We start from the raw sequence: 25,304 nt of genomic DNA, 5'->3' as shown, positions 1-25,304 counted from the left end.
CTAATGACTCTTTAAAACAAATGCCAACCTATAGTACCAATAACGTACATTCCCGCCAACCCAGCGAAGGTAAATTGTAACCGTCGCAGAATGGGTTTGATCTCGTATGCAACAATTAAGCGATCGCGGTTAAGGACTTCCTGTGGTTTAGTCCAAGTTTGACCGTCGTACCAGCCGGACTCTTCATAAAATACTGTGGGACTACAAAGGCGATCGCACACGTAGTACCAGCCTAAGTATAACCTTACCAGTATCAGCACTAACCCGACACTGGCTCCTGCTGCACCACAGAGAATAAAATGTGCAATATACTTGTGAGGAGGAAAACTTGCCGCAGCTATAGGCCCTGCAAAGAGCCAAGATAAACCCCAAATCCAAACAAGTTTCGTGATATACTCGCGCCAATGTAAAGTGGTATCACGAAACAGCCAGGAAGTTTTTAACTCTTCGTATTCATTGAGTGGTTGTTGGTCTGTAGGAACTGGGCAATTAGAAACCGAAGACCTAATCATGTTGGCTTACCCTCACCTTCATCAGATTCTGGAAGGGAAATACGTTCTGCATGAATCCAGAACGCTTCTAAATTATAAAACTCCCGTTCCTTGGGCATCATGATATGAACGATCACATCACCGTAATCTTGTAGTACCCAACTGCCCTCGACTTTTCCTTCTGTCCTTAAAGGACGGCGTTGCAACTCAGTTTCGACTTTTCCTTCAATTGCTTGAGCGATCGCCCTTACCTGTACCTTAGAATAGCCAGTCATCATCACAAAGTAATCCGCCAAGTAAGATACCTCTGCTACTTTGAGCAATAGAATCTCACCTGCTTTGCGATCTGATGCCGCAACAGCGATCGTTGCAGCTAATTTTTCGCTCGCCTCTTCGGTTTGGCCGTGGCTTATTACCGCACTCTTCGTCAGTGGGACAGATTGCAATGGGAAATTTCCTTGGAAATAATCAGTCATTAAACCTCAGGTGCTTTCTTCCTTTTGAAACAATTGTTGACATTTACTTACAAACAACGAACAATTGATCTGACAAATATGCCAATAGGTTTTTTTGAATACTAACAAAAAAACAGGTGTCTATGGGATTAGTTTGATAATTGGCTGTTTAGATTTCGATATCCGCAACAGCTGAAAAGCTGATGGTTATTGTGCAGCGATAAATCAACCAATAGCTTTGCAGCAGGAATTGACAGCGAAAATAATTGCAGATTAATCAAACAGCATAATATGTAATCTAAAGCTAGTAATTTGCAAGTAACTACACATCTACGCTTTATACTGTCTGCTAAAAATTACGATACAACACAGCATACTAATTACTGGTCTAGCAAAAGTCTGATTTATTATACACATATAAATTTAAGTATTTATATATACTTTGTACTCGGGTAATCACGGGTTAAACTTCTTGCATAAATCAAAAATAAAGAACCCCACCCCGCATTTTAGTAAAGCAAATGCTCCTCTTTCCGATGCTTTGGGGAGGGGTTGGGGGTGGGGTGTTAGGGACTTTTGCAAGAGGTCTATTGAATGAAGTGAGCCACGAGATTTTTAGTTCAACAATCCACCTGACAACCTGCTTGTCTATTGTTATATTTTTATTAGTAAAATTCGCTACCTTAAAAATTCCTAATATTTAGGCATGAGGGTATAATCGTAATTTCTACAGATGTAACATAACTTTGCAGCAAAGATTAAACTTCTTGTTTCGTAACTATGCCTGTAGATTGAATTGCTCTGCGTTCTGCTGTCAATGAGTAACACAAGGACTCATACTGATTTAAAGCTTGCTCAAAAGCATATTGCTCAACGGCATATTGGCGACTTTTATAACCCAGAGTTTTGACTTTTTCGGGGTTTTGGTACAAATTTAAAATTGCCATCGCTAAAGCTTGGGGATCTTCTGGAGGAACGATAACTCCGCCGCCACTTTGCCTAATGGCTCTTGCTGCCGTACCATTGTCGGGTACAGAAGCAACTAAGGCCCCTCCACTAGCAAGTAACACTTGAATTTTTGACGGCATATTGAAGGATACAACATTTTTCTTTTGTACCACTAAACCAACATCCGCAGCTGCTAACATCTGTGGTAAATCTTTGCGGGGTTGAAATGGCAGTAACATCACATTATCTGCGCCGCAGTCTAGACATTCCTGTTGCAATCGCTGTAGACCTTTTGCCTCTCCAACAATGACAAAGACAATATCTGGGATATGGCGCAAGGCAGAAGCAGCTTTGACGACGCTTTCTAAGCCTTGGGTTAGGGCAATGTTACCAGAATACAGTACTACAAATTTGCCGTTTAGACTATGTGCTGTACGGAAAGGGTTATCCTCTTTAGGTAAAGGGCGGATAAAATTTACATCAACCCAGTTGGGAATTTGCACAATTTTGTCAGCTTCTACGCCTTTAGATCGCAAATTTTCCACAAACCCATCGGCAATGACGCTAATTTTAGTGGCAGTGCGGTAAGCAAATTTTTCCAATAATGTAAACAACCGGATAAGTAATTTATTTTTCAATAGACCGACATGGACGGCTGCTTCTGGTAAGATATCTTGTAGATTTAAAATTACAGGACAAGCACGTAACCATCCTAAAAGAGCAACTGGTACACAGCTTGGCAAGGATGGCGATGTTGAGAGAATCACATCTGGGCGCCAACCGATAAGGGCGGGTACAAAGCTAGTGACGACGAAACTAGCATCTAATAACACCCTATCTAATAGGTTGGGTTGTGGACGAATCCAAACGTAACTGCGTTGAATTTGAACGCCATTTTTTTCTTCGTTGACATACCATTTACCCCGATATTCCTGGTAAATTTGCCGCTCAGGGTAATTGGGCATAGCGGTGACTACACGCACTTCATGCCCGCGTTTTACTAGTCCCTCTGCTAATTCAGTCATTAGTGGGGCAATACCAATCGGTTCTGGATAGTAGTTGTAGGAGTAAATTAAAATCCGCATAAAAATTTAGTCCGAAGTACCCCGGTTTTTTATTTAATGACAAATATTTGTCTGAAATATGATTTGGGCTTGGAAACCCCTATATTTAATTGTGACTCCAGACTCTTTTTCTGTCAGGTATTTTCCTTAAAGATTGAGTAAACTTTAAGATGTAATACTTAGGGAAAGTGTAAATTTTTTTGACTATTTAAGCAGTTTTTCAATTGTTATTTTTTGATTGGTACTTACGTAGAAACCCTAAGTATATTAGTTTTTACCAATCCTTAAATCAAATTTGGGATAGTTAGTATAAGTTACGTACATAAACCATTTTCCGAGAATCTGAATATTAATAATACTTTTTGATCGTACTAGTAATTCAATGAGCGATCGCCCCTGTATTTTCTCTTTTTTTGCTGGCTCAGGTTTCCTCGATTTAGGTTTTGAAACCAGCGGTTTTAATATTGTTTATGTCAATGAAATCTTCGCCCCATTTATCGCCGCCTATCGCCATTCACGGGAAGTTCTAAAAATGCGATCGCCTGAATATGGATATCATCACGGTGAAGCAGCAGATGTAACAAAATTTATTATCGAAAAAGAAGCACAACACCTTCAAGAATTAGTCAAGGACTGCCGCAAATCTCATAATATAATTGGTTTCATCGGTGGGCCTCCCTGCCCTGATTTTTCTATAGGTGGAAAAAATAGAGGAAGTTTAGGAGATAATGGCAAGCTTTCTGCTTCATATATTGAATTAATTTGCCGAAATATTCCCGACTTCTTTTTATTTGAAAATGTTAAAGGTTTGTGGAAAACGACAAAACACCGTTTATTTTTTGAATCCCTCAAGCAAAAATTGCAGGAATCAGGATATATATTAACAGAGCGGTTAATTAATGCTATCGAATATGGCGTACCCCAGGATAGAGAAAGAATTATTCTAATTGGTTTCAAAAATAATTTTCTTCAAGATATAGGAATCAAAATCGGTAGTGAAAAGCTACTAAATGAGACATATTTTCCTTGGAATAATTATATTTTATATCCTCAAGAAAAAGTTTTTGCTTACCACTGGTGTAAGAGTGAACCATTCCAAGAAAATTCTCTAATACCTTGTCCTGATGGCATACCTGAAGAATTAACAGTTGAATACTGGTTTAGAAAAAATAATGTTCTGAAACATCCCAATACTAAAAACTGTTTTCAACCAAGGGCAGGCATCACAAAATTTGCTGCTATTAATGAAGGAGATGATTCTAAAAAGTCTTTCAAACGTCTGCATAGATGGCGTTACTCTCCGACAGCTTGCTATGGAAATAATGAAGTACATTTACATCCTTACAAAGTCCGGCGGATTTCTGTAGCAGAAGCTTTAGCTATCCAATCTTTGCCTGTAAATTTTGTACTTCCAGAAAATATGTCACTCACTAATATGTTTAAAACTATTGGTAATGGTGTCCCATATTTGGCATCGCAGGCATTGGCTCAAAGTATTATTAACTTCTTAGGAAATAGTACAAAAAAACCTCTTGATATTCCTAGTATTACTACTACTTAGCGTTAACTTAAACACTTGTAGTAATCCTGGGATATCTGTAAAGCCAATATTAAAGATAATTCAGCAACTTGTTTTCAGGATAAACTCGTAATAAATGTGGTTTAATATATATATAAGAAATGTTTTAATTTTTTATAAAGTTTAATAATCAATCACTGGCAGAAGACACGATGGCAGCAGACTATCCAGACATTGATATTGCGCCATTTATCGATCACTCCCTGTTAATGCCAACGGCTACTCCAGAGCAGGTTGAGCAATGGTGTGAAGAAGCATATAGATTCAACTTTGCGGCGGTTTGTCTGTTCCCCGCTAATGTCAAGCAAGCAGTCGAACTCCTCCACGGTAAAAACCCGAAAGTTTGTACAGTGATAGGCTTTCCTTCTGGTGCAACGACTTCAGCAGTGAAACTGTATGAAGCTCAAGAAGCAGTGGATAGTGGGGCCACTGAGTTGGATATGGTGATGAACTTGGGCTGGTTAAAAGCTGGCAAAACTGAAAAAGTCCACCGAGAGATTGCCGAAATTTGTGAAGAGACTGGGCAAACGGTCAAGGTAATTTTGGAAACTAACCTGTTGACAGATGCGGAGAAAAAAATAGCTGCTGAAATAGCTATGGAGGCAGGAGCAGCATTCTTAAAAACTAGTACAGGTTGGAATGGTGGTGCAACTGTGGCAGATGTGCGACTTTTGCAAGAATTGGCAAAAGAAAGGGTAGGAATTAAAGCTTCAGGTGGTATTCACACTATCAATCAAGCCCTAGACTTAATCGTAGCGGGTGCTACTAGATTAGGCACATCTCGCGGTATGGATTTGATCCGCCAGCGCGATAACTTGGGAAAGGGTGAATAGTCATTTGTCCTTTGTCATTTGTCATTTGTCCTAAGCTAATGACCCTTGAGCAATGATTAATAACTACTAATGACTAGTGACTAATGACTAATGAGTAGAACCTACAAAACAACTGGTATTAATCTTAAAACCCAGGCGCTAGGAGAATCGGATAAAATAGTGACGATTTTGACACGAGAATTCGGTCTAATTCGAGCCGTGGCTCCAGGGTCGCGTAAGCACAACTCCAGCCTGGGTGGTAGGAGTGGAATGTTTGTTGTGAATGAACTATTGATTGCTAAAGGGCGATCGCTTGATAAAATTACTCAAGCACAGACGTTAAAAACTTATCCTGGTTTAGCTAAAGATTTAGGAAAACTGGCTGCCAGTCAATATTTAGCAGAAATAGTTCTGTGTGAAGCTTTGAGCGAACAACCCCAAGAAGAACTTTATGATTTGTTCAATGAACATCTCCATCGCTTAGAGGCGGTGTCTAGTACAAATTCATTTGGTGTTTTAGCTCATCTGGCTCATGCTGTATTTCACCTTTTAGCCTTAGCAGGACTGACGCCACAAGTGCAAATCTGCTGCCTATCTCAACGTTCCCTTAAGCCAGACTTCACAGACCCCAACTGGCAGGTAGGATTTAGCATCCCTGCGGGTGGAACGGTTTCCTTAGAAGCTAGGGAACGTTTACGAAAAGAAGGGGAAAAGGAGATAAGGGCGCAACAAAGGAGCAGGGGAGCAGGGGAGGAGGGAATTAATAACCAATACCCAATGCCCAATGCTCCATCCGCAATGCTCAATGCCCAAACAGTTGTTGTGCATCGGCAAGAAATACCTGTGATTTCTAGTCGTTTGGGTGCTATGGAACTAGCTTTGCTTCAACAGCTGTCACAACCAGAGATAATGCAAATTGATAGTGCTAGAGATTATGACTGGTTATCTGTTGAGCAGATTTTGCGCCAGTATGCTCAGTATCAATTAGGTCGTCCTATTCGCTCTGCTACCTTGATCGACTCTTATTTTGCTGCCAACCATGATGCAACCTTCTGATTTGGATAAAAAAATCCTACCTTTGTCACCAAGCCTCGCCAAAAAACAGAATAGGGTATCAGATTCTACACTCAGGAATCACTTGAGTGCTGTTCCCAAGTGTACACCTAGTCAAATAAATGGCCAAGAAATGTCCCCAAAAGATATTTCTAAAAACGATCAAAATTGTCCAAAAACCGATCTTTCAAGCCAATCAGAAACACAATCTGAGGACAAATTAACCACTGCTGAGGTAGATAGCAATGGCGTTCGTAATGGGCAAAATTTGCCAATAGCCACTATTCCAGAAAAAGAATTACCGACATTAGATGCCTCTAGTTCAGATGGAGAAGCTATTGCAGGGAATGTAAAACAGCTAGGATTTTTACCTGTATTAAAAAATCCTAATTTCTTGGCTCTTTGGGGCGGTCAAGTTTTTTCCCAACTAGCAGATAAAGTTTATTTGGTGTTGATGATTGCTTTGATTAATACTCAGTTTCAAGGAAGCAATCAGAGTATTAGTGGTTGGGTATCAGTCTTGATGATGGCTTTTACTATTCCAGCCGTATTGTTTGGTTCTGTTGCTGGTGTGTTTGTCGATCGCTGGTCGAAAAAGGCTGTGCTGGTGGCAACAAATATTTGGCGTGGCATCCTGGTTTTGTCAATTCCCTTGCTGTTGTGGTTGACTCATGATTGGAAACCCATAGGAGTGCTGCCAGTGGGTTTTTTGATCATTCTGGGTGTGACTTTTTTAGTTTCGACTTTGACGCAGTTTTTTGCACCGGCGGAACAGGCGGCAATTCCTTTAATCGTAGAAGAACAGGATTTACTCTCAGCAAATTCGCTTTATACGACAACGATGATGGCATCGGTGATTGTTGGGTTTGCTGTTGGAGAACCATTGTTAGCGATCGCCGATGAACTTTGGCTGCAAATTGGTGGTAGTGGTAATTTGGGTAAGGAACTTTTAGTTGGTGGCAGTTATGCGATCGCTGGACTAATTTTGTTCCTCCTGGCAACTAAGGAAAAACACCACCACCCCGATACAGAATTCCCTCACGTATTCTCTGACTTGCGAGACGGTTTTGCCTATCTCAAAGCAAATCATCGCATCCGCAATGCTTTGCTGCAACTGATTATCTTGTTTTCTGTTTTTGCAGCATTAACTGTTCTAGCCGTTCGGATGGCGGAAATAATTCCCAACATGAAAGCTTCCCAGTTCGGCTTTTTACTAGCAGCTGGCGGTGTTGGTATCGCTGGTGGAGCAACAATTCTCGGTCAATTTGGTCAACGCTTCTCCTATACTCAGCTAAGTCTGTGTGGTTGTATAGGTATGGCAGCATCCCTGATTGGTCTGTCAGTATTTACAACTCAACTGTGGCTTGTCTTGTTACTGGTGATGCTCGTGGGTATTTTTGGGGCACTAGTAGGAATTCCCATGCAAACTGCAATCCAAACAGAAACACCTCCAGAAATGCGTGGTAAAGTTTTTGGCTTGCAGAACAATGTCATTAATATTGCCCTCTCCTTACCTTTAGCATTAGCTGGTGTCGCAGAAACCTTTCTGGGATTACAGATAGTTTTTTTGGGATTAGCTGCGATCGTCTTTTCAGGAGGTATATTAACCTGGTATAACTCGCACAAGTAGTTATCAGCTAACAGTAGTTATTATTCATTACCTTGACGTAATTAATAATTTACTTAAAGCTTTTGTGTTCGTGGTAAACTGTTGCCAGTGAAAATTTATCACATACTTGCCGGATATGAATCTGACATTAGTCAGAATAAGTTGTTTAAATATCAGAAATTAACAACTTATAACTAAAATAAATAAAGCCATCAATCAACTGGTTTAATTAGCTGACAATAAGCTTTTAAACTAGTAGAAAGTTGTGGAAATTTTTAATAAATAAAAAAACCAGCAAGTATAGCTAGATAAAATAAAAATCACAAAGGACACATAATTAATAGATTAAACCCGCTTTTCTTACAGCTAAATAAAGAATGCGTATAGCCTGGATTGGAAAAAAATCACCCTTTTGCGGCAATGTCACCTACAGTCGAGAAATTACAAATGCCTTGCTAGATAGGGGACATCAAGTTAGCTTTCTTCACTTCGCCCAGGAAGAGTCTGAACCTGATAATTGGCCAAATCTTCGAGAGGTCTCTTTACCTTTCATTTACAAGTCCCAGGTTTACACAATTCCTACTTTTAAAGCCACCAAAGTTTTAACCGATTCACTGCGGGAAATCAAACCAGATGTAGTCCATGCTTCCTTGACCTTATCTCCTCTAGACTTTTTTCTACCGGAAATCTGTGAGGAACTGAGGTTGCCCCTAGTTGCCACTTTTCACACGCCATTTGCTGGCAAGGGTGCAAAACTGGTATCAGGAACACAACTTTTGGCTTATCAGCTCTACGCGCCTTTTTTAGTTAACTACGATCGCGTGATTGTATTTTCCCAAATTCAGCGAGAATTATTGGCAGGGATGGGTGTAAGAGAAGAAAATATTGCCGTAATTCCCAATGGTGTTGATACTGCCAAGTATTCTCCAGGATTTTCTCAAATCAAAGCAGAATTTAAAGCCGAACGTTTATTTGTCTATCAGGGTCGCATAGCACCAGAGAAAAATGTCGAGGCTCTCCTCCGCGCTTGGAAGCAGTCGGCAATGAGTCCTGGTACGAAGTTGCTAATTGTTGGCGACGGCCCTTTAAAGTCTTCCTTAGAGCCTTTTTATGGTTCAGAATACGGCATTATCTGGTTGGGATTTGTCGCTGATGAAGACCGACGCATTGAAATTTTGCGGGGCGCAGATGTATTTGTTTTGCCTTCATTGGTAGAGGGTTTGTCCTTATCTCTGTTAGAAGGAATGTCATGTGGGTTGGCTTGTTTAGCAACAGATGTGGGTGCAGATGGAGAAGTATTAGAAAAGGGTGCAGGTGTAGTTATTAGTACCAAAACAGCGCGATCGCAATTGAGAACCCTCTTGCCAGTGCTGCAAGACCATCCAGAGTTAACAACCCTACTGGGGCAAAAAGCTAGAGTGCGTGTATTAGACCGCTATACCCTTAGTAAAAATATTAGTCTGCTGGAAGAACTATATAAAGGAGTTTTAGCACAGCGACCTCTACCACTAAGTCGTAGAGCGTAAGAAAAAGGAAAAAGTGCGATCGCACTGGAAATTCTAAGATGCTAATGAGTGCGATCGAGCAACAATGTTAGCCAGCATTGGCTAGTATTCTAATCATACAATTATTTGTGATTTATGAATACAGATACCTGACTAAAGAAAGTTAACGAAATGAAGTATCATGCAAGTCAGATAAAGTTGATAAATATCCCTGACTTAGAGCAGCTAGAAGATGGAAAGTGCTGCCTAACATACGTCTATATCCTTCACAACTCCGTTGCCGGAGCAAAACGTTATCGATCAAATTGCAAATAGTTTGGAGAAGAGATTCACCTTTTCAAAAGAAGTATATGAGATTCCTGAAGATGTTGAAATTTGTGCATCTATTTTCATGGATCGTTTACAAAATAACGAAGCCAGAGTTCGTGTTTTGACACATCAACCAGAAGAAGTTTGCGTTTACATCTTTGGGATATACACTCTGCCACGCAAAATTGAGGAAAGGTTTGGAATGGTACAGTCGATTCAGGGACAACAGCGAGAGGCTTGGATTCCTGACAGACGTTAGGGTATTACTTATCAATCAATTAATCTTTGAATTATCCACTAAAGACCATCCTAAACTGGTTGGCTGTTCATAAACCCGCTTTAGAGTATTTACATCTCTGGCAGAAATAGGTGACGGGTTACGAACTTGAGAAAAGTATAAAGCATCAGTTTGTAGCGGACTATGACCCCAAATTCCCAATGCATGACCGAATTCGTGGCGGGTAGCTGCAATGAGATACTCACCTGTTTGACTAGGGCTTAACAAGATGGTGAAGCGGTGGGATAAAATTTTGTTGCTGGTGTATAACTCGTAAGTCGTTTGTGCCGATCGCGCACGGGGTATATTACTACCAGGCGAAGTTTGTAGAGGTGGCGCTTTTCGGACAATCGTAATATCAGCAACTTCTGGCTGTTCGACTACTGTTAAAGGTAAATAAGTACTCCACTCCTGTACACCCTGCAAGACACCATTAACCCATGCTTGAGCTTGTTTTTCGCTGACAGATTTTGGTGGTTCTACGTAAACTCGAATAGGAAATTGTGACCAGACTAAATAACCAACTTGGGTTGTTGTGATTTGGGAAAAGTAGTCACCACTGTTAGTGTTATCTTGCCACTGCGCCAGTGTGGGCGGTAAGGGATGGGGTTTTGAGGAAGTGGGGAGAGAAATTATTAAATCTGAATGTATATATTCTGGTACTATTGCAAACCCATTACTCAACTGGATATTAGTAAAAATGACTAACAGCCCTGTGCCAATCAACAAGGCAAGAGCTGTAATTAACCGTCGTGAAATTAAATTTATTAGGGTGTTAAGTATCGGGTGTTGGGTTCTTTTCCCCATTTACCTATCCTTATTTAGGCAGCCAACCAGCACTTAAAACTACTGTTAAACCGAGAAAAATTACTGTCAATGCCCAAGTAATTCGGTTTAAGGTGTTTTCTGCACTTTTGGTGCTGCTAAATAATTGGGCTTGTCCACCAATGGCGCCAATGCCATCACCTTTGGGACTATGCAGTAAAACCAAGATAATCAAACCAGTGGCGGAAAATGCCCAAATGCCTTGCACGATATTACTAACTGTCATGGTAGGAATCTCATTTATAACAAGTTTTAAAAAACAGAATTCAGAAGTTAGGAGTTTTTAGTAAACTCCTAACTCTTGTACAGACGCGATTAATCGCATCTCTACTCAGTAATCTTTTACAGCCCTACTTGCACGGGAGTGCGAGTACGTTGCAGCTCGTATTCTGCTGTTTTCAGCAGCGATCGCCCGGTCATTTCTGGTGGCTGAGGCAGCTGTAAAATCTCTAGAATCGTGGGAGCGATGTCGGATAGCTTGCCATCGCTTCGCAATTCGACATTTGTACCATATCCAGGGATTTTGACTTTCTCTCCTTCCACCAAGATCAAGGGGACTGGGTTAGTGGTATGAGCTGTCCAGGGATTACCCCCTTCATCTAGCATATACTCAGCGTTGCCGTGATCGGCAGTAATAATTGTTGTACCACCAGCTTTGATAACGCTCTCTAACAACCGTCCCAAACAGCGATCGACTGTTTCAATTGCTGTAATGGTAGCGTCTATTTGACCAGTATGCCCTACCATGTCTGGGTTGGCATAGTTAATCACAACTAGAGAATACGTACCCTTTTTAATCGCAGCGATCGCAACATCTGTAACTGCTGCTGCTGACATTGCTGGGGCGTGGTCGTAAGTTGCTACCATCGGGCTACTTACTAGTTCCCGATCTTCTCCGGGAAAAGGTTCCTCCAGACCCCCATTAAAGAAATAGGTGACGTGGGCGTATTTCTCTGTTTCGGAGGTGCGGAACTGATTCAAACTATGATTGGCTATAACTTCTCCCAGAATGTTACTGAGATTCTGAGGCTCAAAGGCTACAGCCACGGGTAAGTCTGGATCGTACTGCGTAAAAGTGACAAAAGACAGTGGTGTGATTTGCTGCCTTTCAAAACCATTAAACGTGGGACTGACCAAAGCTTGAGTCAGTTGTCTGGAGCGATCGGGGCGGAAGTTGAAAAATATCACCCCATCCCCTGGTTCTATTGCGCCTGGTGCAATTCGGATTGGGTTGATAAATTCATCTTTTACCCCTTCGGCATAAGATGCTTGCAAGATTTCTACAGCCGTGCGATTATCACCTGCACCATCTTGGGTCATCACGTCGTAGGCGCGTTTGACTCGATCCCAGCGGCGATCGCGATCCATCGCGTAGTAGCGACCGCTGAGGGTGACTATGCGCCCAATTCCTGTGCGGTCTATATAATTTTGCAGTAGCGCGATCGCTCTTACACCGTCAGTTGGGGCGGTGTCACGACCATCGGTGATAGCGTGAATACAAATTTCTGGAATTTGCTGATCTTTGGCTAGGTCAAGTAGTCCGAATAGATGGGTGATATGCGAATGTACCCCTCCTTCAGAACAAAGCCCGACTAGATGCAGCTTGCTATTCCGAGAACGAACTTCCTGGCAAATTTTGACAAGTGCTGGTTTTAAGGCAATAGAACCGTCTTCGACTGCATCGGAGATGCGTACAAGTTCTTGCGGTACCACTCGTCCAGCACCAATGTTCAAATGACCAACTTCCGAGTTGCCCATTTGACCTTCTGGCAACCCTACGGCTTTTCCTGATGTGTGGATGAGGGTATGCGGGTAAGCTGTCCATAAACTGTCCACAATGGGAGTTTTAGCCGCAATAATGGCGTTTCCTCGCGTTTGGTCGCAGTAGCCCCATCCGTCTAAAATGACTAGCACCACAGGAGCAACAGGTGCTTTGGTCATAGTAAAATTGCCCTTTACTTTTTGTAATACCCGAATGATACCACTGCTAATCCACGCCGCAAGTGAATTTTTGCTTATTAACTTCTTTTACGAAGGACTTGCGGTTTTTGGAAATATTTTTTAAATTTTAGGAATTTTCCTGTGATGTTTTGGAACGCTCATCAGGAATGATTACTTAGTAATAGCGCTAAAACGCTACTACTAAGCCATTTTTTAGTTTCTCATTTCCTTTTCGTGGAAGCTTTAGCTGCTTTAGCCGCTTTTTTCGCTGCTTTTTCGGCTTCTATTGCAGCTAATTTTGCCTGTTCTTTTTCTTCGGCAATTTTCTGGAGATAGTAATGATAATCTCCTAAATAGACGCGGAATTCGCCATCACGAATTTCGACGATTTTATTTGCTACTTGAGAAATAAAGTAGCGGTCATGAGAGACTACAATTGCCGTACCATCATAGTTTTGGAGCGCCTCTTCCAGCATTTCTTTAGCTGGAATATCTAGGTGGTTTGTCGGCTCATCTAAAATTAGTAGGTTAGCAGGACGTAAGAGCATTTTTGCCAATGCCAAACGAGCTTTTTCTCCTCCACTTAATGCCCCTACCAGTTTAAATACTGTGTCACCAGTAAATAAGAAGCGTCCCAAAAGCGTGCGGACTTCTTGATTATCCCAGTCGGGAACTTCATCATGGATAGTTTCCATGACAGTTTTCTTTAAGTCCAAGGCTTCAGCTTGATTTTGCTCAAAGTAACCGGGGATAACGTTATGATCGCCTAATTTAACGATACCTTCTGTGGGTGGTTCCATACCCATAATTACGCGCAGAAGGGTAGATTTTCCAGCACCGTTGGGGCCAAGAAATGCAATGCGATCGCCTCTTTCAATGAGGAGGTTTGCTGCCAGAAACAGGATTTTATCACCATAAAGATGAGTTAAATCTTGAATTTCCACTACTTCGCGTCCACTGCGGGGTGCAGGTGGAAAACGGAAATGTAGAGTTCTTACCCCAGCAATGGGTGCTTCAATACGCTCAATTTTTTCGAGTTGCTTTTCCCGGCTTTTTGCCTGGGTACTGCGGGTAGCACTGGCGCGGAATCTATCAACAAAGGTTTGCTGTTTCTCTAATTCTTTCTGTTGGCGTTCGTAAGCACTAAGTTGTGCTAATTGACTTTCGGCTTTTTGTGACAAATATGCTGAGTAGTTACCAAGGTAAGTACTGGAAACGCCACGTTCAGTTTCCACAATTTGAGTGCAGAGGCGGTCAAGGAACTCCCGGTCATGGGAGACTATTACCATCGGCGTAACCAGTCCTCTGAGGTAATTTTCCAACCACTCAATGGTTTCTAAATCTAGGTGGTTAGTCGGTTCATCCAGTAGCAACAAGTCGGGTTTTTGCAGCAAAATTTTACCCAAACTCATCCGCATTTGCCAACCACCACTGAAGGCACTGACGAGGCGATCGCCATCTTCTAGCCCAAACCCCATCTCTGGTAAAATTTTCCCGATGCGTGCATCTAAGTTGTAACCATCCAAGGCTTCAAATTTGCGCTGCAAGCGATCCAACTTGTCGATCAGCCGATCCAGTTCGTCTGGGCTAGCCGTTTCCATCTCTTGTGGCACATGCGCCAGAGATAACTGTACTTTGTTAGCTTCTTTAAAGACAGTCCAAAATTCTTCTCTAACGGTGCGGGTGGGGTCTACTTCAAACTCTTGGTTGAGGTAAGCTATGTGTAAGCTATTAGGACGAATAATTTCGCCTGCGGTGGGTTCAATTTCCCCAGAGATGATTTTGAGTTGGGTAGATTTTCCAGCACCGTTGACACCGACTAAGCCAATGCGATCGCCTGGTTTAACTTCCCAGTTGATATCTTTGAGAACTTCGCCTGTGGGATAAATTTTACTTATATGTTCTAGTCGCAGCATTAAGTTTCTCTCAGGTAGGGAGTGGGTGGTTGAGGACGAAGTACTAACACCGCCTCTAATATTAACAAAAATTAACTATAAATTCGTCGCGAGAAAGTCTGGAAGCAGCAAACCAAATTTGGCTTGAGCCACGGATAAAATTTACCACATCTATCTTAAGGCTGACTTTGTGCTACTTGTCTGACTTCTTCGACATTCAAATCTAACGCCTGTGCTACTTGTTCTACAGTCAACCCTGCTGCCAACATTGCTGGTACTGCTTTAAGTTTCCCTTGTTCAATGCCTTGTTCAATGCCTTGTTCAATGCCTTGTTCAACACCTTCCTGAAAAGCTTCCTGATAAAATCTGGTTTGCTTTAACTCGCTTAAGCTAAACATTTGCTCGATCTCCTCCCTACTCATTGCAGGAAATTTGTAAGCCAAAATAGTCTCTATAAATTGTAATAATTGCTGCTGTTTTGATGGTGAGTTTATCTCGGACTTGGTTCTGTCTATCAACTCCCTTGCTTGTGCGATCGCAATGTCTTCGGTTGCAATTACTAATTTAGCAGTTGCAATGTCAATTGGAAGCGATCCACCTTCACCTAATTCATCCAAATAAATGCGCCTGACGCGCCCACTTGTGAAAAACTCACGGTAATGTTTGATATCTCCTGTATCTACATTCCTGTTTGGGTATAAAACCACAGCACCCCAGTCATTTGATGGTTGATTTTGACGGAGGTATAAACATATTTCTGCAATTAGCCGTGAATAAATTTCCCCATCAGCTTGAAATTGCACTTCAACAAAGTAAATCTGGTTCTCGCTTCCTTGTATAGGCAAAAACACACCATCGATTCTGAAGGCTGTTTGTTTGATTTCAACTGATGAAAATTGATAAAGGCTAGCTGATTCTGGAGGATTACCAAGTAGTTCAAAAAAGATATCAGGGAATTCTTGAAACAGCCGATAAAAGATGATGTCTGTTTTCACAATTTTATATCATTTGAATATTTTGATTTGCTGTTCATGTGTTACTTGTTTCTCCAGAACCATCTCGCACTTTCAGCAATTGCTCTTTTGCCATCCCTAATATCCGTGAAAGGGGCGCTAATAAACTATCATCAAATGCTTCTCCAGCATAAATATTATTCAGTTCAGTTGGAGATAATTTAAAGGTGTCGCAGAATTTAGCAAACTCCTGATTACTCAAGTCAAGCTCTTTTTGTCTATCTCTAAGTAAAACTGCGATCGCTCTAGTTCCATACTTTGGACGTTCACTAGTTTTTACATATTTTTCCATTAAATAATATACTTTCCTGGTATCGCCTCCCAGTTTTTTAATTAAATCAGTACAAGCCATTTTTAGTGCTTTTTTTAAAACTTCTTCTTCATTTAAAAACTTAATAATTTCGCCAGCATATTCTGGTTTAAAAAATCCCACTAAATCACCTTTATGGTAAACTGGGATATAAGGCTCATTTGATTCAAAATGCCAATCTAATGGTTCGTTGCGTAGTGACATAGCTGCACCCCTAAATATTTTAAGATTGCACCATTTTAAAACCATTTATTCCTTAACTGCCAGTAAAATACTCTAGCTTTGGCGATTAGAAATCGCAGCTATACAGACAAAACACACCTCTGTGGGTTCCAACTTGCTGGAACCCATGCAGACGGACTTAGTTTGTACAGCCATTACGTATTTCTACCAGAACCTTTAACTCAGCCAAAATTAGCGATGCGATCGCCTCGCTCATTACCAAGGTTCCAAGCGATTGTGTTCTACAAAATAATTATCGATGATTACAAAACTGACATCTCAACAAGAAGAATCCATCGCATCTTATCAGCAAAAATGGAGAGCGATTAATTTATCTATAGAGCGTATAAATCGCAATAGAGTATTGGCTGTACTAGAAGATGTATACAATTTTTATGCTGAAAGTTTTACAATGCCTGAAATCACTTTTTTTGAGAGTCCGTATGCTGCTTTTAGTGCTGAGTTAAGACTTGCAACAGCTAACTTCAACGGTCTTAGTGATGATGAAATTATTAATCAGGTAGCTAGCTTACAAACTATTTGTGGCGAAGGTCAACCAAGAACTGATTTATGGTGGGATTTAAATACGGAATTATATCCAAGCGGACTGAATCCTCAAATCAGTCTAGAAATTTGGAAAGTTTTAGATGAAAATCTTACGGATAAAGTAGGTAGTAGAATTCATACGCAATTATGGAATGTTTTATGGGATTGGCTTTGCGAAAGGTTAAGTAGTGAGTTGAAAGATTGTCCTGACGCTTTTGGTCGTTTTTACGATAACTTTATTTATCCTGATTAGGAATGGGCAAGCTATGCTGGACTATTCGACTATTGCATCAATGAACTAGATTGCCAGCATAACCAGGAGCAATGGCAGGTTTACAAAGATTTATGTACTGAGTGTGGTTGGTGGTTTATACCAATGCCTATACATTACATAATTTGTGATAGACCTACAAAATTACTGCTTGATAATTACGGCAAACTCCATGCTGATGGAGAAACTGCAATTCAGTTTGCTGATGGTTTCGGTTTATACGCTCATCACGGTAAAGTTGATTCAATTTGTTTTCCCTAAAGTTATTTACTCTGTCTTGTCGTCAAAGGTCAGGCTCAAACCCAACGAACTAAGCATCCCGTTGTCAAGAAACTGTCAAAATCAACACCAATAAACAAAAAGCAGCGTAAATTTTCTTAGGCTTTAAGAATTTAACTCAGTTTGTAAAATAACTGCGGTAATTTATGATGCCTAATTTTTTATTCTCCCAAAATTTACGCTAACACTTATTTTTTGTCCAAAGTCCAATAATAATCGGGGGAACAATATTGAGTTTCGCAATGTTCCTTTTCCAAATTGAGGAAGTTTGACTAAGTAGGTGTGTGCAATTAACTTTTAGTAGCTTTTCAATCAGTACAACGTTTTCATGTCAATCTATTTATATATTTAATTCAGCTTTAATTCAGCCCACCTACTTACTTACAAATATTGGGCATCATCTGTTAGATCAAGGGATAACGTGTCTCTAAATAACAAATGAGCGTCATAAAAATAGTAGGAATTATCCTTCCCATTCTTGACGAGTATCGCACAGAAAATTGTCTGCGATTGCATCATCAAATAAATACGGGCAATGCTCTGGAAAAGTTCGTAATGGTAAATTAGTTTCTCGTAACGCCAAATCCACTCCCGCTTCAAAGCCATCTAACAAGGCTTCTTCTGTTCGAGACTTTAAACTGGGGTTCTGTCGTAAATGCCTATGGATGGCGCGGCGCTGTTCTCGAATTGTTAAAAACCAACTGCGAGAGCGTTGTTCGGGTTGATACTCCCACTTCAAGAGATGACCGAGTAATACACTCAGACGGCTCACGAGTTCCCGATACTCCTGTCTCCCTAAAGCTTGAATTTCCTCTTGCAGGTGTTGCCAGTCCAGTTCCATAACTAGCCTCTGCTCTAACGCTTTAGCCTGCTGCTGTGTCCAGCCATAGAAGTCTTGGTCATACAAAAAAGGTTTGTCCATAGAGTTAAGAAACGAGAGCTATAGCGCTTCTGGGTTCAGTCCAATACAGACCTAACCCCCAGCCCCTTCCCTACAAGGGAAGGGGAGTAAAATTCAAAGCCTCTCTCCTAAAAGGAGAGAGGTTTGGAGAGAGGTCAGAGTGTATTGCATACAAACAAGAAACGTTATATTTTAATGATTTAAATTCAATTCTGAACAAATATTCAACTAGCCTTCGCCTCATCCCCGGATGCTTCAGCCACAGCCGCCAATCTCTCCGCCGCAGCTTGGACAATTTGAGCCACTTGGGCCAAAGGCATGTGCTGGATTTGTCTAAGAATCAGACTCAAATCTGAGGTTTCTGGAATTGGCTTGCCATCTATACAGCTGATTAACTCTTCCATTGTGTAGCCTGCTTTCGATGCGATTCGAGCCAAATTTTCTGTATCTGGAACCTTCACACCTTTTTCCCACATCTGAACAGCAGTAGCAGATACCCCCAAAAGCTTACCAAATGCTCGCTGACTCATTGAACCGCGAGCTAGTTTAATGATTTCAATCAGTTTTTGTTTGCTTTCGATCTTCACTGCTTATATAGCTAGCCAACTGTATTTACAAGTTTACTTTCAATAATACAAGTTTACTTTTATATTGACAGCCTTGTGTTTTAGTACTAAACTATATCTCTGGTTGTAAATCGGCAACTATAGGCATCAAGCTAGTAGACTAACCCATCTATCTTTAACCAACCCAAAAAACTTAGTTTGCTACGGCGCTTGTGCTAGTAGCTCAACTTTGCTGCGAAAAAATAATATCGAAGGTGCATCATGTTTCGCAAGCCACGCAAAATTAACCAATATCGCCGCAAAGGTAAAAATCTTATAGCTACTAATAAAATTAAACCAGAACAGTGGAACATTTCTGATGCAGAAACCAAAGAAGCTTTAAAAGTTAAAGGCTACGATGTTAAGCAAATCAAAAAAATCCACCTTCTGAAGCATCAAGTGTGTATTTCTTACTGGGATGCAAAAGGCAATATATGCAGCAGCTTTTTTAGCTATCGGATTTTTGCGCGTTGGCAAGAAGAAGCCCAAAAGTTAATTTATACCTGTCAAACCCTGAAGGAATGGGCAAAGCTAAATTACGTCATGAAGTACGAATTTGCCTATTACCATTATCCCTGTGAAATGGAAGATGCACTCCACAGGATACTAGAAAACCACCTGTGTGTGTTAAAAGCAACAGTACAACAAGTGGTTTTACAGGAATCTTAATAGCAAAAATTAGTTAGCGGCAGAAGTCGCTAACTCCGCGAGACGTTCTTGTTGGTCTAGAGATATACAAGATTGGATAAGCGTTTCTAAATCACCATCCAAAACAGGGTTAAGAGAATAATTCTGACCTAAGCGGTGATCGGTAGCGCGGTTATCTTTATAATTATAGGTGCGAATTTTTTCCGATCGCGATCCAGTACCAACCTGCGATCGCCGCATGGAAGTAACAGCTTCTTGTTGTTCGCTTAACTTGATTTCATACAACTTCGCCCGCAGAATTTGCATCGCCCGTTCTTTGTTTTGCAACTGGCTGCGTTCTTCTGTACAGAAAATGCGTATTCCCGTTGGTTTGTGCATCAAGTCAACGGCTGTTTCCACCTTGTTGACGTTTTGTCCACCAGCACCACCAGAACGAGCTGTGGTCATTTCAATATCTTTCGGGTCAATGTGAATTTCCACATCATCGACCTCTGGCATAATCGCCACGGTAGCTGTAGAAGTATGAACCCGTCCACCAGACTCAGTTGCCGGCACGCGCTGCACGCGATGCACTCCAGCTTCAAACTTTAGCTGGCTGTAAACATCATTACCTTTAATTTCGAGAATGACTTCTTTCCAGCCACCCATTTCTCCTTTAGATTCGCTCACTAGAGAAACTTTCCAACCTTGAGTCTGGGCATAGCGGGTGTACATCTGCATCAAATCGCCAGCCCAAATACTTGCTTCATCGCCACCAGTACCAGCGCGAATTTCCAACATGATATTCTTTTCATCATTGGGGTCGCGTGGTAGCAGTAGGACTTTTAAGCGAGACTCTAAATGTTCTATTTTTTCTTCAAGTTCTTTTACTTCCAGTGATGCCATTTCTTGCAACTCTGGGTCACTTGCAGATTCTTTGTAAACTTGACGTGCTCCGGTCAAGTCTTCTTGGGCTGCTTTCCAAATTTCATAAGTATTAACGACCTCTTCCAAAGAAGAACGAGACTTAGCAATTTCTTGATACTCATCAGGATTGCTAGCGGTATCGGGGTCGCCAAGACGACGTGTTAATTCATTAAAAGTTTGTTCAACGGATTTTAGTTTGTCCAATAAGTATGATTCAGCCATGACGATTGCGATCGCTCCTTAAAAAATAACAAATTGGCTCGAGCATATAAATGAAAATCGACCCAGCTGATGCAGGGCCGTCGTTAACAGCAGAGCCAACCCGCTACTTTTTGTTTTGATCGTCGCCAGATGTTTGAGTGCTGCTCATGCCGTACTTGCGGAGGAAGCGCTCTACTCGACCTTCAGTGTCAATAATCTTCTGAGTGCCGGTGTAAAATGGGTGATTTCCAGACCAAACATCTACATGCAATTCTGGCTTTGTAGAGCCAATAGTCATAACGACTTGACCGTTGCAGTAAACTTTAGCATCTGGATACCACTTGGGGTGAATATCAGCTTTAGCCATTGTTCCTTTTGTGATGAATCTATCTTTATCAATTATAACTTTCAGGTTTCAATTGGAGCTAGGGATTGGGGACTGAGGACTAGGGATTGGGGACTGGGAAAGAGATAAAAAACCGACTTTTCCTAATACTCAATCCTTAATACCTAATTTACTCTACCCAGTACCCAGTACCTAGTCCCCAATCGCTTATCGCTTAGAGTACTGAGGCGCTTTCCGAGCTTTATGTAAACCATATTTCTTCCGCTCTTTTGCTCTGGGATCGCGAGTCAAATAACCTTCGGTTTTCAAAGGTGGGCGGTTGTCTGGGTCTAGTTGGCACAAAGCACGAGCAACTCCCAAGCGAACAGAATCAGCCTGTCCGGTCAAGCCGCCGCCTTCTGCTTTTACCAAAATGTCATATTCGTTTTCTAATCCTAGAGTTTCCAGGGGTGCTTTAATCACTCCCAGGTAGTTGGGGTTGAATTGGAAATACAAGGTTCCATCTTTACCGTTCACAATCAGTTGACCGGTGCCTGGAACCAAGCGTACCCGTGCTACTGCGTTCTTACGACGGCCAGTACCCCAGTATACGGCGCGACCGCTATTAGCATCTGCTACTACCATTAATTTTCTTCTCCAGGAATTGTACTAACTTTTAGTTCTTTAGGTTTTTGAGCATCATGAGGATGCGTAGGCCCAGCGTAAACTTTCAGCTTGGTGAACAACTGCTTACCGAGGCTATTTTTAGGTAGCATACCTTTAACAGCTTGTTCTAAAATCCGCTCTGGTATGCGCTCTTGCAGTTTAGCGAAAGTTTCGGTTTTCATCCCACCAGGGCGACCAGAATGGCGGCGGTAAAGCTTTTGAGTGCGCTTTTTGCCTGTAACTGCTACTTTCTCGGCATTGATGACGATTACGAAGTCACCTGTATCTAAATGAGGCGTATATTCGGGTTTCTTTTTGCCTCTTAATACCTGAGCGATTTCGCTGGCGAGGCGACCGAGACGTTTATCGGTGGCATCTACTATGTACCACTCACGCTCAAGGGTTGCTTGAGAAGGAAGGTATGTTTTAACTATTGTCATTTGTCATTTGTCCTTTATCATTTTTAATTTGTCATTAGTCATTTGTCCTTTGTCATTTGTTATTTGTCCTTTGCCCTTTGTCAGTTGTCCTTAGTTATTCACTAATGACCAATGACTAATGACCAATGACTAATGACTCTTGACTAGTGACGAACTTTGGCAAGGTGTCGTACCAAATCTCTTTTGGAAAGGGAAAATCGGGATAGCCGACTCGCAACAAGCACAAGCCTTGAGGCGGTGCGGCATATTTCACTTCTTCCCGACGTTCTTGTTTCCAGAGTTCAGTGAAGCTAGAAAGTGTTCGTTCTCCAGAACCTACTTGTACCAGCATCCCTACCAACAGCCGTACCATGCCATACAAAAATCCATCTGCCTGTATTTCAATATGGATAAATGGCCCACTGCGACGACACTCTGCTGCTTGCACCTCTACCCAGGAATGCGATCGCTTTGAGCCTGCACGGTGGAAAGCAGCTAAGTGATGCTTTCCCAAGAGAGGTTTCAAGGCAGCTTGGATTAAAGATTCATCCAGGGGTGCATAATAATAATGCCAACTGAAGGGTCTTACAAACAAGTTAAGCCGATCTTCAGTATATATTGTGTAGCGATACCGTCGATAGGCTGCACTAAAGCGAGCGTGCCAACGGTTATCGACACTAGCTGAAGCCCTGATTAATATATCTGGCGGCAGGTAGCTGTTGAGGATTGTTGCCCACTTGTGAGGCGGAATAAAACCTGTTGCTTCAAAATGGGCTACTTGAGCAGCAGCATGAACTCCAGAATCGGTTCGCCCAGCACCATGTAGTGTTACATGATGCCCAAGAATAGTCGCGATCGCAATTTCGATCTCTTCTTGGACTGTCCGGTGTTGTTTTTGCCGTTGCCAGCCATGAAAATGAGTGCCCAGGTATTGGATTACCAAGGCTACTCGATGAGTTTGTGTAGGCTGGGGGCTTTCTAACATACAGATTTTGTCCTTTGTCATTTGTTTTTTGTCATTTGTCTTTTGTTTTTTGTCATTTGTTATTCACTAATGACCAATGACCAATGACTAATGACTAATAACCAATGACTAAATGACTTAAACCAATTCAATTATTGCCATTTTCGCATTATCGCCCCGACGCGGTACGGTGTGCAGGATGCGGGTATAACCGCCCTGGCGATCGCCATATCGAGTTGGAGCTTGCTCAAATAGAGCGTGAACCAGTTGTTTGTCGAAGATATAGCCAAGGGCTTCCCGACGTGCTGCCAAGGAGCCATTTTTAGCTAGAGTAATCATTTTTTCCACTTCACTGCGGAGAACTTTCGCTCTAATTAAAGTGGTGGTAATCTTACCATGACGGATCAACTCGGTGGCGAGCGATCGTAGTAAAGCACGACGTTGATCGGCTGGTTTACTGAGTTTTTTGACGCGACAACGGTGACGCATAATTATGCACTATGAATTATGAAGGTTTTTCTTAAGGGTGTTTCGAGCCTCTTTCCATTGGCAGGGTGATGCCCAAGCGTCGCTGCAAAGCTTCCACGACTTCTTCTGCTGACTTCTGCCCAAAGTTCTTAATTTCTAAGAGGTCTTCTTGGGTATAATCCAACAAATCTGCCACAGAGTTAACTTGTGCCCGTTTGAGACAGTTATATGCCCGCACAGAAAGTTGCAACTCTTCGATGGGTATCTGGGCAGTTGGGTCGTCTGGAATATCCGAACCTGTGTCTGTTGGTTCTAGGGAGATGTCCTTCAACGGGTTGAATAAATCTACCAAGATCGCAGCAGCAGAAGATAGTGCTTCTTGAGGAGAAACACTGCCATTTGTCCAAACTTCCAACAGTAGTCGGTCTTTTGGAATCAAGCCTTCCCCACGAGATTCTTCAACACTGTAGTTGACTTTTCGCACTGGCATAAATATCGAGTCGATTTGAAGAAAATCCAACGATGTGGCTTCTTCACGTCCTCGCTCTACAGTGCGATAGCCTTTGCCTTTCTCGATCCGAAATTCCATTTCCAGCTTTCCACCCTCAGCGATGGTGGCTACATACTGGGTCGGATCGATGATTTCTACTTCACTGGGCAAATCAAAATGCGCCGCAGTGATTGTTGTTGGACCGGTAACGAGTAATCTCCCAATCTGAGGCTGCGAAGAATAGTTTTTCAGGATAACTTCCTTCATTCTCATGAGGATTTCCAGCACATCTTCCCGCACGCCCGGAACTGTAGCGAATTCATGTGAAACGCCCGCAATCCGCACTGCTGTAACTGCTGTACCTTCTAAATTAGACAGTAAAACCCGCCGCAGTGCGTTGCCAACAGTTGTTCCTTGACCGCGTTCTAGAGGTTCCAATACAAATTTGCTGTAATGGTTCCGACTTTCTTCGGTATTCGACTCTACACATTCAATTTGAAACTGCGCCACGGATGAGCCTCCCTTTTTCTAAGGTGCTGCTAGCAGACAAATCAATTGCCTCCAGAATTGACTGCCAATTTTCGATTTTGGACTTTGGATTTTGGATTGTGCTTCTTTCGTTCATGCTCCACTTTTTATTGGCGGAACAAATCTTAAATCATCAACTTAAAATCCACGAGGCCCAGCACCCTTATAGTCGGGTTCAATCTAAAATCGCAAACCTAAAATCCAAAATTGATTAATAATATTTTGGGTAGCCCGAAGTTTAACAGCTTTCCTGACGGGAAAATCTGACGTGCTTCTGGTCGCCCAATCTTTAACTCAATGACAGTTTGAACGTTAGACGCTCAAGCGGTCATTGCTGGCTGTAACTTTTCGTCCTCACTGCCCAGCCCAAGTCTTGGTATTTAAACTCGACGGCGCTTGGGTGGACGACAACCATTGTGAGGAATCGGGGTAATATCCCGAATCAGTGTAATTTCCAGTCCTGCTCCTTGAAGTGCCCGAATAGCGGTTTCTCTACCTGCTCCTGGACCACTGACCATTACCTCTATTTGGCGCATTCCTTGATCGATAGCTCGGCGAGCTGCACTTTCAGCTGCGGTTTGCGCTGCAAAGGGAGTTCCCTTTTTTGCTCCCTTAAAACCGCTAGAACCAGCGCTAGCCCAGGATATGACATCTCCATTTTGATCGGTAATGGTGACAATGCTATTGTTGAAAGTAGACTGGATGTAGGCCATTCCACTGGGTACATTCCGTTTCTGCTTCTTGCTCCCGGTTTTTTTAGTTGGTTGTCTCGCCATACT

The 25,304-nt window shown here is 41.9% G+C and carries 30 protein-coding genes; 10 read left to right on the top strand and 20 right to left on the bottom strand.

The features are described 5' to 3' along the window. Positions 1-11: 11 nt before the first annotated feature. The 3 genes from RMX89_RS26205 to RMX89_RS26195 form a co-directional block, all read right to left on the bottom strand. A complete protein-coding gene (locus tag RMX89_RS26205; RefSeq protein ID WP_322672250.1) occupies positions 12-512 on the bottom strand; it encodes a CGLD27 family protein in 501 nt (166 codons plus the stop codon). Further along, on the bottom strand, positions 509-967 hold the full coding sequence (gene rsfS, locus RMX89_RS26200; protein WP_181928677.1) for a ribosome silencing factor: 459 nt from the start codon (positions 965-967) through the stop codon (positions 509-511). Before rsfS ends, RMX89_RS26205 begins: the two co-directional genes overlap by 4 nt. Before the next feature lie 737 nt (positions 968-1,704). Further along, positions 1,705-2,979: a WcaI family glycosyltransferase gene (locus RMX89_RS26195; protein WP_322690989.1), complete on the bottom strand. Its 1,275-nt coding sequence runs from the start codon at positions 2,977-2,979 to the stop codon at positions 1,705-1,707. A 361-nt stretch (positions 2,980-3,340) separates the two neighbouring features. On the opposite strand from RMX89_RS26195, the gene RMX89_RS26190 reads away from it, so the two are divergent. The 6 genes from RMX89_RS26190 to RMX89_RS26165 all read left to right on the top strand — a co-directional run bounded on the left by RMX89_RS26190 (position 3,341) and on the right by RMX89_RS26165 (position 10,084). Then, a complete protein-coding gene (locus tag RMX89_RS26190) occupies positions 3,341-4,519 on the top strand; it encodes a DNA cytosine methyltransferase (RefSeq protein WP_322690988.1) in 1,179 nt (392 codons plus the stop codon). 170 nt (positions 4,520-4,689) lie between these two features. Beyond that, positions 4,690-5,370, top strand: coding sequence for a deoxyribose-phosphate aldolase (deoC, locus tag RMX89_RS26185; protein WP_322690987.1), 681 nt, complete (start codon positions 4,690-4,692; stop codon positions 5,368-5,370). 90 nt (positions 5,371-5,460) lie between these two features. Next, positions 5,461-6,405: a DNA repair protein RecO gene (gene recO / locus RMX89_RS26180; RefSeq protein ID WP_322690986.1), complete on the top strand. Its 945-nt coding sequence runs from the start codon at positions 5,461-5,463 to the stop codon at positions 6,403-6,405. Beyond that, positions 6,392-8,032 carry an MFS transporter gene (locus RMX89_RS26175; protein ID WP_322690996.1) on the top strand — a complete coding sequence of 547 codons (1,641 nt, stop codon included), beginning with the start codon at positions 6,392-6,394 and terminating at the stop codon, positions 8,030-8,032. Before recO ends, RMX89_RS26175 begins: the two co-directional genes overlap by 14 nt. 356 nt (positions 8,033-8,388) lie before the next feature. After that, complete coding sequence (locus RMX89_RS26170) at positions 8,389-9,537, top strand: glycosyltransferase family 4 protein (protein ID WP_322672245.1); 1,149 nt, start codon at positions 8,389-8,391, stop codon at positions 9,535-9,537. Between the two features lie 370 nt (positions 9,538-9,907). After that, positions 9,908-10,084 (top strand): hypothetical protein, encoded by a 177-nt coding sequence (locus tag RMX89_RS26165; RefSeq protein ID WP_322690985.1) that lies wholly within the window; start codon positions 9,908-9,910, stop codon positions 10,082-10,084. A 15-nt stretch (positions 10,085-10,099) separates the two neighbouring features. On the opposite strand, the gene RMX89_RS26160 is transcribed toward RMX89_RS26165, so the two are convergent. The 6 genes from RMX89_RS26160 to RMX89_RS26135 all read right to left on the bottom strand — a co-directional run bounded on the left by RMX89_RS26160 (position 10,100) and on the right by RMX89_RS26135 (position 16,290). Beyond that, complete coding sequence (locus tag RMX89_RS26160; protein ID WP_322672243.1) at positions 10,100-10,909, bottom strand: peptidase; 810 nt, start codon at positions 10,907-10,909, stop codon at positions 10,100-10,102. Between the two features lie 10 nt (positions 10,910-10,919). After that, positions 10,920-11,153 (bottom strand): preprotein translocase subunit SecG, encoded by a 234-nt coding sequence (gene secG / locus RMX89_RS26155; protein WP_118167599.1) that lies wholly within the window; start codon positions 11,151-11,153, stop codon positions 10,920-10,922. A 116-nt stretch (positions 11,154-11,269) separates the two neighbouring features. Next, the gene (gene gpmI, locus RMX89_RS26150) at positions 11,270-12,868 is read right to left on the bottom strand and encodes a 2,3-bisphosphoglycerate-independent phosphoglycerate mutase (protein WP_322690984.1); all 1,599 of its coding nucleotides are present in this window, start codon (positions 12,866-12,868) and stop codon (positions 11,270-11,272) included. 221 nt (positions 12,869-13,089) lie between these two features. Then, a complete protein-coding gene (locus RMX89_RS26145; RefSeq protein ID WP_322690983.1) occupies positions 13,090-14,784 on the bottom strand; it encodes an ABC-F family ATP-binding cassette domain-containing protein in 1,695 nt (564 codons plus the stop codon). A gap of 155 nt (positions 14,785-14,939) precedes the next feature. After that, positions 14,940-15,758, bottom strand: a complete 819-nt coding sequence (locus RMX89_RS26140; RefSeq protein WP_322690982.1) for an Rpn family recombination-promoting nuclease/putative transposase — start codon at positions 15,756-15,758, stop codon at positions 14,940-14,942. Between the two features lie 34 nt (positions 15,759-15,792). Next, the gene (locus RMX89_RS26135) at positions 15,793-16,290 is read right to left on the bottom strand and encodes a hypothetical protein (protein WP_322690981.1); all 498 of its coding nucleotides are present in this window, start codon (positions 16,288-16,290) and stop codon (positions 15,793-15,795) included. A gap of 78 nt (positions 16,291-16,368) precedes the next feature. On the opposite strand from RMX89_RS26135, the gene RMX89_RS26130 reads away from it, so the two are divergent. The 3 genes from RMX89_RS26130 to RMX89_RS26120 are packed head-to-tail and all read left to right on the top strand — an operon-like array spanning position 16,369 to position 17,386. Then, entirely contained in the window at positions 16,369-16,638 is a 270-nt protein-coding gene (locus RMX89_RS26130; RefSeq protein ID WP_322672238.1) for a hypothetical protein, read from the top strand. Further along, positions 16,568-17,107, top strand: a complete 540-nt coding sequence (locus RMX89_RS26125) for a hypothetical protein (protein WP_322684800.1) — start codon at positions 16,568-16,570, stop codon at positions 17,105-17,107. Before RMX89_RS26130 ends, RMX89_RS26125 begins: the two co-directional genes overlap by 71 nt. Before the next feature lie 36 nt (positions 17,108-17,143). Continuing rightward, positions 17,144-17,386 carry a DUF6745 domain-containing protein gene (locus RMX89_RS26120; RefSeq protein WP_322684827.1) on the top strand — a complete coding sequence of 81 codons (243 nt, stop codon included), beginning with the start codon at positions 17,144-17,146 and terminating at the stop codon, positions 17,384-17,386. 481 nt (positions 17,387-17,867) lie between these two features. Here the strand turns inward: RMX89_RS26120 and RMX89_RS26115 are convergent, their stop codons facing one another. Together RMX89_RS26115 and RMX89_RS26110 are read right to left on the bottom strand one after the other, a co-directional pair. After that, positions 17,868-18,326 carry a DUF29 domain-containing protein gene (locus RMX89_RS26115; RefSeq protein WP_322672236.1) on the bottom strand — a complete coding sequence of 153 codons (459 nt, stop codon included), beginning with the start codon at positions 18,324-18,326 and terminating at the stop codon, positions 17,868-17,870. A 203-nt stretch (positions 18,327-18,529) separates the two neighbouring features. After that, positions 18,530-18,892 carry a helix-turn-helix domain-containing protein gene (locus RMX89_RS26110; protein WP_094328443.1) on the bottom strand — a complete coding sequence of 121 codons (363 nt, stop codon included), beginning with the start codon at positions 18,890-18,892 and terminating at the stop codon, positions 18,530-18,532. Between the two features lie 240 nt (positions 18,893-19,132). Between RMX89_RS26110 and RMX89_RS26105 the strand changes: the two genes are divergently transcribed. Next, positions 19,133-19,579 carry a hypothetical protein gene (locus RMX89_RS26105; protein ID WP_322690980.1) on the top strand — a complete coding sequence of 149 codons (447 nt, stop codon included), beginning with the start codon at positions 19,133-19,135 and terminating at the stop codon, positions 19,577-19,579. A 9-nt stretch (positions 19,580-19,588) separates the two neighbouring features. Here the strand turns inward: RMX89_RS26105 and prfA are convergent, their stop codons facing one another. From prfA to rpsK, 9 genes are all read right to left on the bottom strand, one after another. After that, entirely contained in the window at positions 19,589-20,686 is a 1,098-nt protein-coding gene (prfA, locus tag RMX89_RS26100) for a peptide chain release factor 1 (RefSeq protein ID WP_322690979.1), read from the bottom strand. 103 nt (positions 20,687-20,789) lie between these two features. Next, positions 20,790-21,032, bottom strand: a complete 243-nt coding sequence (gene rpmE, locus RMX89_RS26095; protein ID WP_109011936.1) for a 50S ribosomal protein L31 — start codon at positions 21,030-21,032, stop codon at positions 20,790-20,792. A gap of 186 nt (positions 21,033-21,218) precedes the next feature. Continuing rightward, positions 21,219-21,635: a 30S ribosomal protein S9 gene (rpsI, locus tag RMX89_RS26090; protein WP_104906415.1), complete on the bottom strand. Its 417-nt coding sequence runs from the start codon at positions 21,633-21,635 to the stop codon at positions 21,219-21,221. Continuing rightward, complete coding sequence (rplM, locus tag RMX89_RS26085) at positions 21,635-22,090, bottom strand: 50S ribosomal protein L13 (RefSeq protein WP_322672303.1); 456 nt, start codon at positions 22,088-22,090, stop codon at positions 21,635-21,637. The genes rpsI and rplM overlap by 1 nt, the downstream gene beginning before the upstream one ends. Positions 22,091-22,211: 121 nt before the next feature. Further along, positions 22,212-23,060 (bottom strand): tRNA pseudouridine(38-40) synthase TruA, encoded by an 849-nt coding sequence (gene truA, locus RMX89_RS26080; RefSeq protein ID WP_322690995.1) that lies wholly within the window; start codon positions 23,058-23,060, stop codon positions 22,212-22,214. Between the two features lie 117 nt (positions 23,061-23,177). Continuing rightward, the gene (rplQ, locus tag RMX89_RS26075) at positions 23,178-23,528 is read right to left on the bottom strand and encodes a 50S ribosomal protein L17 (protein WP_100901254.1); all 351 of its coding nucleotides are present in this window, start codon (positions 23,526-23,528) and stop codon (positions 23,178-23,180) included. Between the two features lie 31 nt (positions 23,529-23,559). Next, on the bottom strand, positions 23,560-24,507 hold the full coding sequence (locus tag RMX89_RS26070) for a DNA-directed RNA polymerase subunit alpha (RefSeq protein ID WP_322672233.1): 948 nt from the start codon (positions 24,505-24,507) through the stop codon (positions 23,560-23,562). Further along, a complete protein-coding gene (locus tag RMX89_RS26065) occupies positions 24,488-24,622 on the bottom strand; it encodes a hypothetical protein (protein WP_292725304.1) in 135 nt (44 codons plus the stop codon). The genes RMX89_RS26070 and RMX89_RS26065 overlap by 20 nt, the downstream gene beginning before the upstream one ends. Before the next feature lie 283 nt (positions 24,623-24,905). Next, positions 24,906-25,301, bottom strand: a complete 396-nt coding sequence (gene rpsK, locus RMX89_RS26060; protein ID WP_069070761.1) for a 30S ribosomal protein S11 — start codon at positions 25,299-25,301, stop codon at positions 24,906-24,908. Between the last annotated feature and the right edge of the window lie 3 nt (positions 25,302-25,304).

Origin of the sequence: Nostoc sp. DedSLP04 (assembly GCF_034530775.1) — a bacterium.
Lineage (GTDB): Bacteria > Cyanobacteriota > Cyanobacteriia > Cyanobacteriales > Nostocaceae > Nostoc.
The sequence above is the reverse complement of the archived record's forward strand: the minus strand, read 5'-3'. Positions and strand labels throughout refer to the sequence as shown.

Excerpts from the sequence above, each read along its gene's own strand:
- RMX89_RS26205 (WP_322672250.1), bottom strand. The coding sequence starts at position 512 with ATGATTAGGTCTTCGGTTTCTAATTGCCCAGTTCCTACAGACCAACAA.
- rsfS (WP_181928677.1), bottom strand. The coding sequence starts at position 967 with ATGACTGATTATTTCCAAGGAAATTTCCCATTGCAATCTGTCCCACTG.
- RMX89_RS26195 (WP_322690989.1), bottom strand. The coding sequence starts at position 2,979 with ATGCGGATTTTAATTTACTCCTACAACTACTATCCAGAACCGATTGGT.
- RMX89_RS26190 (WP_322690988.1), top strand. The coding sequence starts at position 3,341 with ATGAGCGATCGCCCCTGTATTTTCTCTTTTTTTGCTGGCTCAGGTTTC.
- deoC (WP_322690987.1), top strand. The coding sequence starts at position 4,690 with ATGGCAGCAGACTATCCAGACATTGATATTGCGCCATTTATCGATCAC.
- recO (WP_322690986.1), top strand. The coding sequence starts at position 5,461 with ATGAGTAGAACCTACAAAACAACTGGTATTAATCTTAAAACCCAGGCG.
- RMX89_RS26175 (WP_322690996.1), top strand. The coding sequence starts at position 6,392 with ATGCAACCTTCTGATTTGGATAAAAAAATCCTACCTTTGTCACCAAGC.
- RMX89_RS26170 (WP_322672245.1), top strand. The coding sequence starts at position 8,389 with ATGCGTATAGCCTGGATTGGAAAAAAATCACCCTTTTGCGGCAATGTC.
- RMX89_RS26165 (WP_322690985.1), top strand. The coding sequence starts at position 9,908 with ATGGATCGTTTACAAAATAACGAAGCCAGAGTTCGTGTTTTGACACAT.
- RMX89_RS26160 (WP_322672243.1), bottom strand. The coding sequence starts at position 10,909 with ATGGGGAAAAGAACCCAACACCCGATACTTAACACCCTAATAAATTTA.
- secG (WP_118167599.1), bottom strand. The coding sequence starts at position 11,153 with ATGACAGTTAGTAATATCGTGCAAGGCATTTGGGCATTTTCCGCCACT.
- gpmI (WP_322690984.1), bottom strand. The coding sequence starts at position 12,868 with ATGACCAAAGCACCTGTTGCTCCTGTGGTGCTAGTCATTTTAGACGGA.
- RMX89_RS26145 (WP_322690983.1), bottom strand. The coding sequence starts at position 14,784 with ATGCTGCGACTAGAACATATAAGTAAAATTTATCCCACAGGCGAAGTT.
- RMX89_RS26135 (WP_322690981.1), bottom strand. The coding sequence starts at position 16,290 with ATGTCACTACGCAACGAACCATTAGATTGGCATTTTGAATCAAATGAG.
- RMX89_RS26125 (WP_322684800.1), top strand. The coding sequence starts at position 16,568 with ATGATTACAAAACTGACATCTCAACAAGAAGAATCCATCGCATCTTAT.
- RMX89_RS26115 (WP_322672236.1), bottom strand. The coding sequence starts at position 18,326 with ATGGACAAACCTTTTTTGTATGACCAAGACTTCTATGGCTGGACACAG.
- RMX89_RS26105 (WP_322690980.1), top strand. The coding sequence starts at position 19,133 with ATGTTTCGCAAGCCACGCAAAATTAACCAATATCGCCGCAAAGGTAAA.
- prfA (WP_322690979.1), bottom strand. The coding sequence starts at position 20,686 with ATGGCTGAATCATACTTATTGGACAAACTAAAATCCGTTGAACAAACT.
- rpmE (WP_109011936.1), bottom strand. The coding sequence starts at position 21,032 with ATGGCTAAAGCTGATATTCACCCCAAGTGGTATCCAGATGCTAAAGTT.
- rpsI (WP_104906415.1), bottom strand. The coding sequence starts at position 21,635 with ATGGTAGTAGCAGATGCTAATAGCGGTCGCGCCGTATACTGGGGTACT.
- truA (WP_322690995.1), bottom strand. The coding sequence starts at position 23,060 with ATGTTAGAAAGCCCCCAGCCTACACAAACTCATCGAGTAGCCTTGGTA.
- rplQ (WP_100901254.1), bottom strand. The coding sequence starts at position 23,528 with ATGCGTCACCGTTGTCGCGTCAAAAAACTCAGTAAACCAGCCGATCAA.
- RMX89_RS26065 (WP_292725304.1), bottom strand. The coding sequence starts at position 24,622 with ATGAACGAAAGAAGCACAATCCAAAATCCAAAGTCCAAAATCGAAAAT.
- rpsK (WP_069070761.1), bottom strand. The coding sequence starts at position 25,301 with ATGGCGAGACAACCAACTAAAAAAACCGGGAGCAAGAAGCAGAAACGG.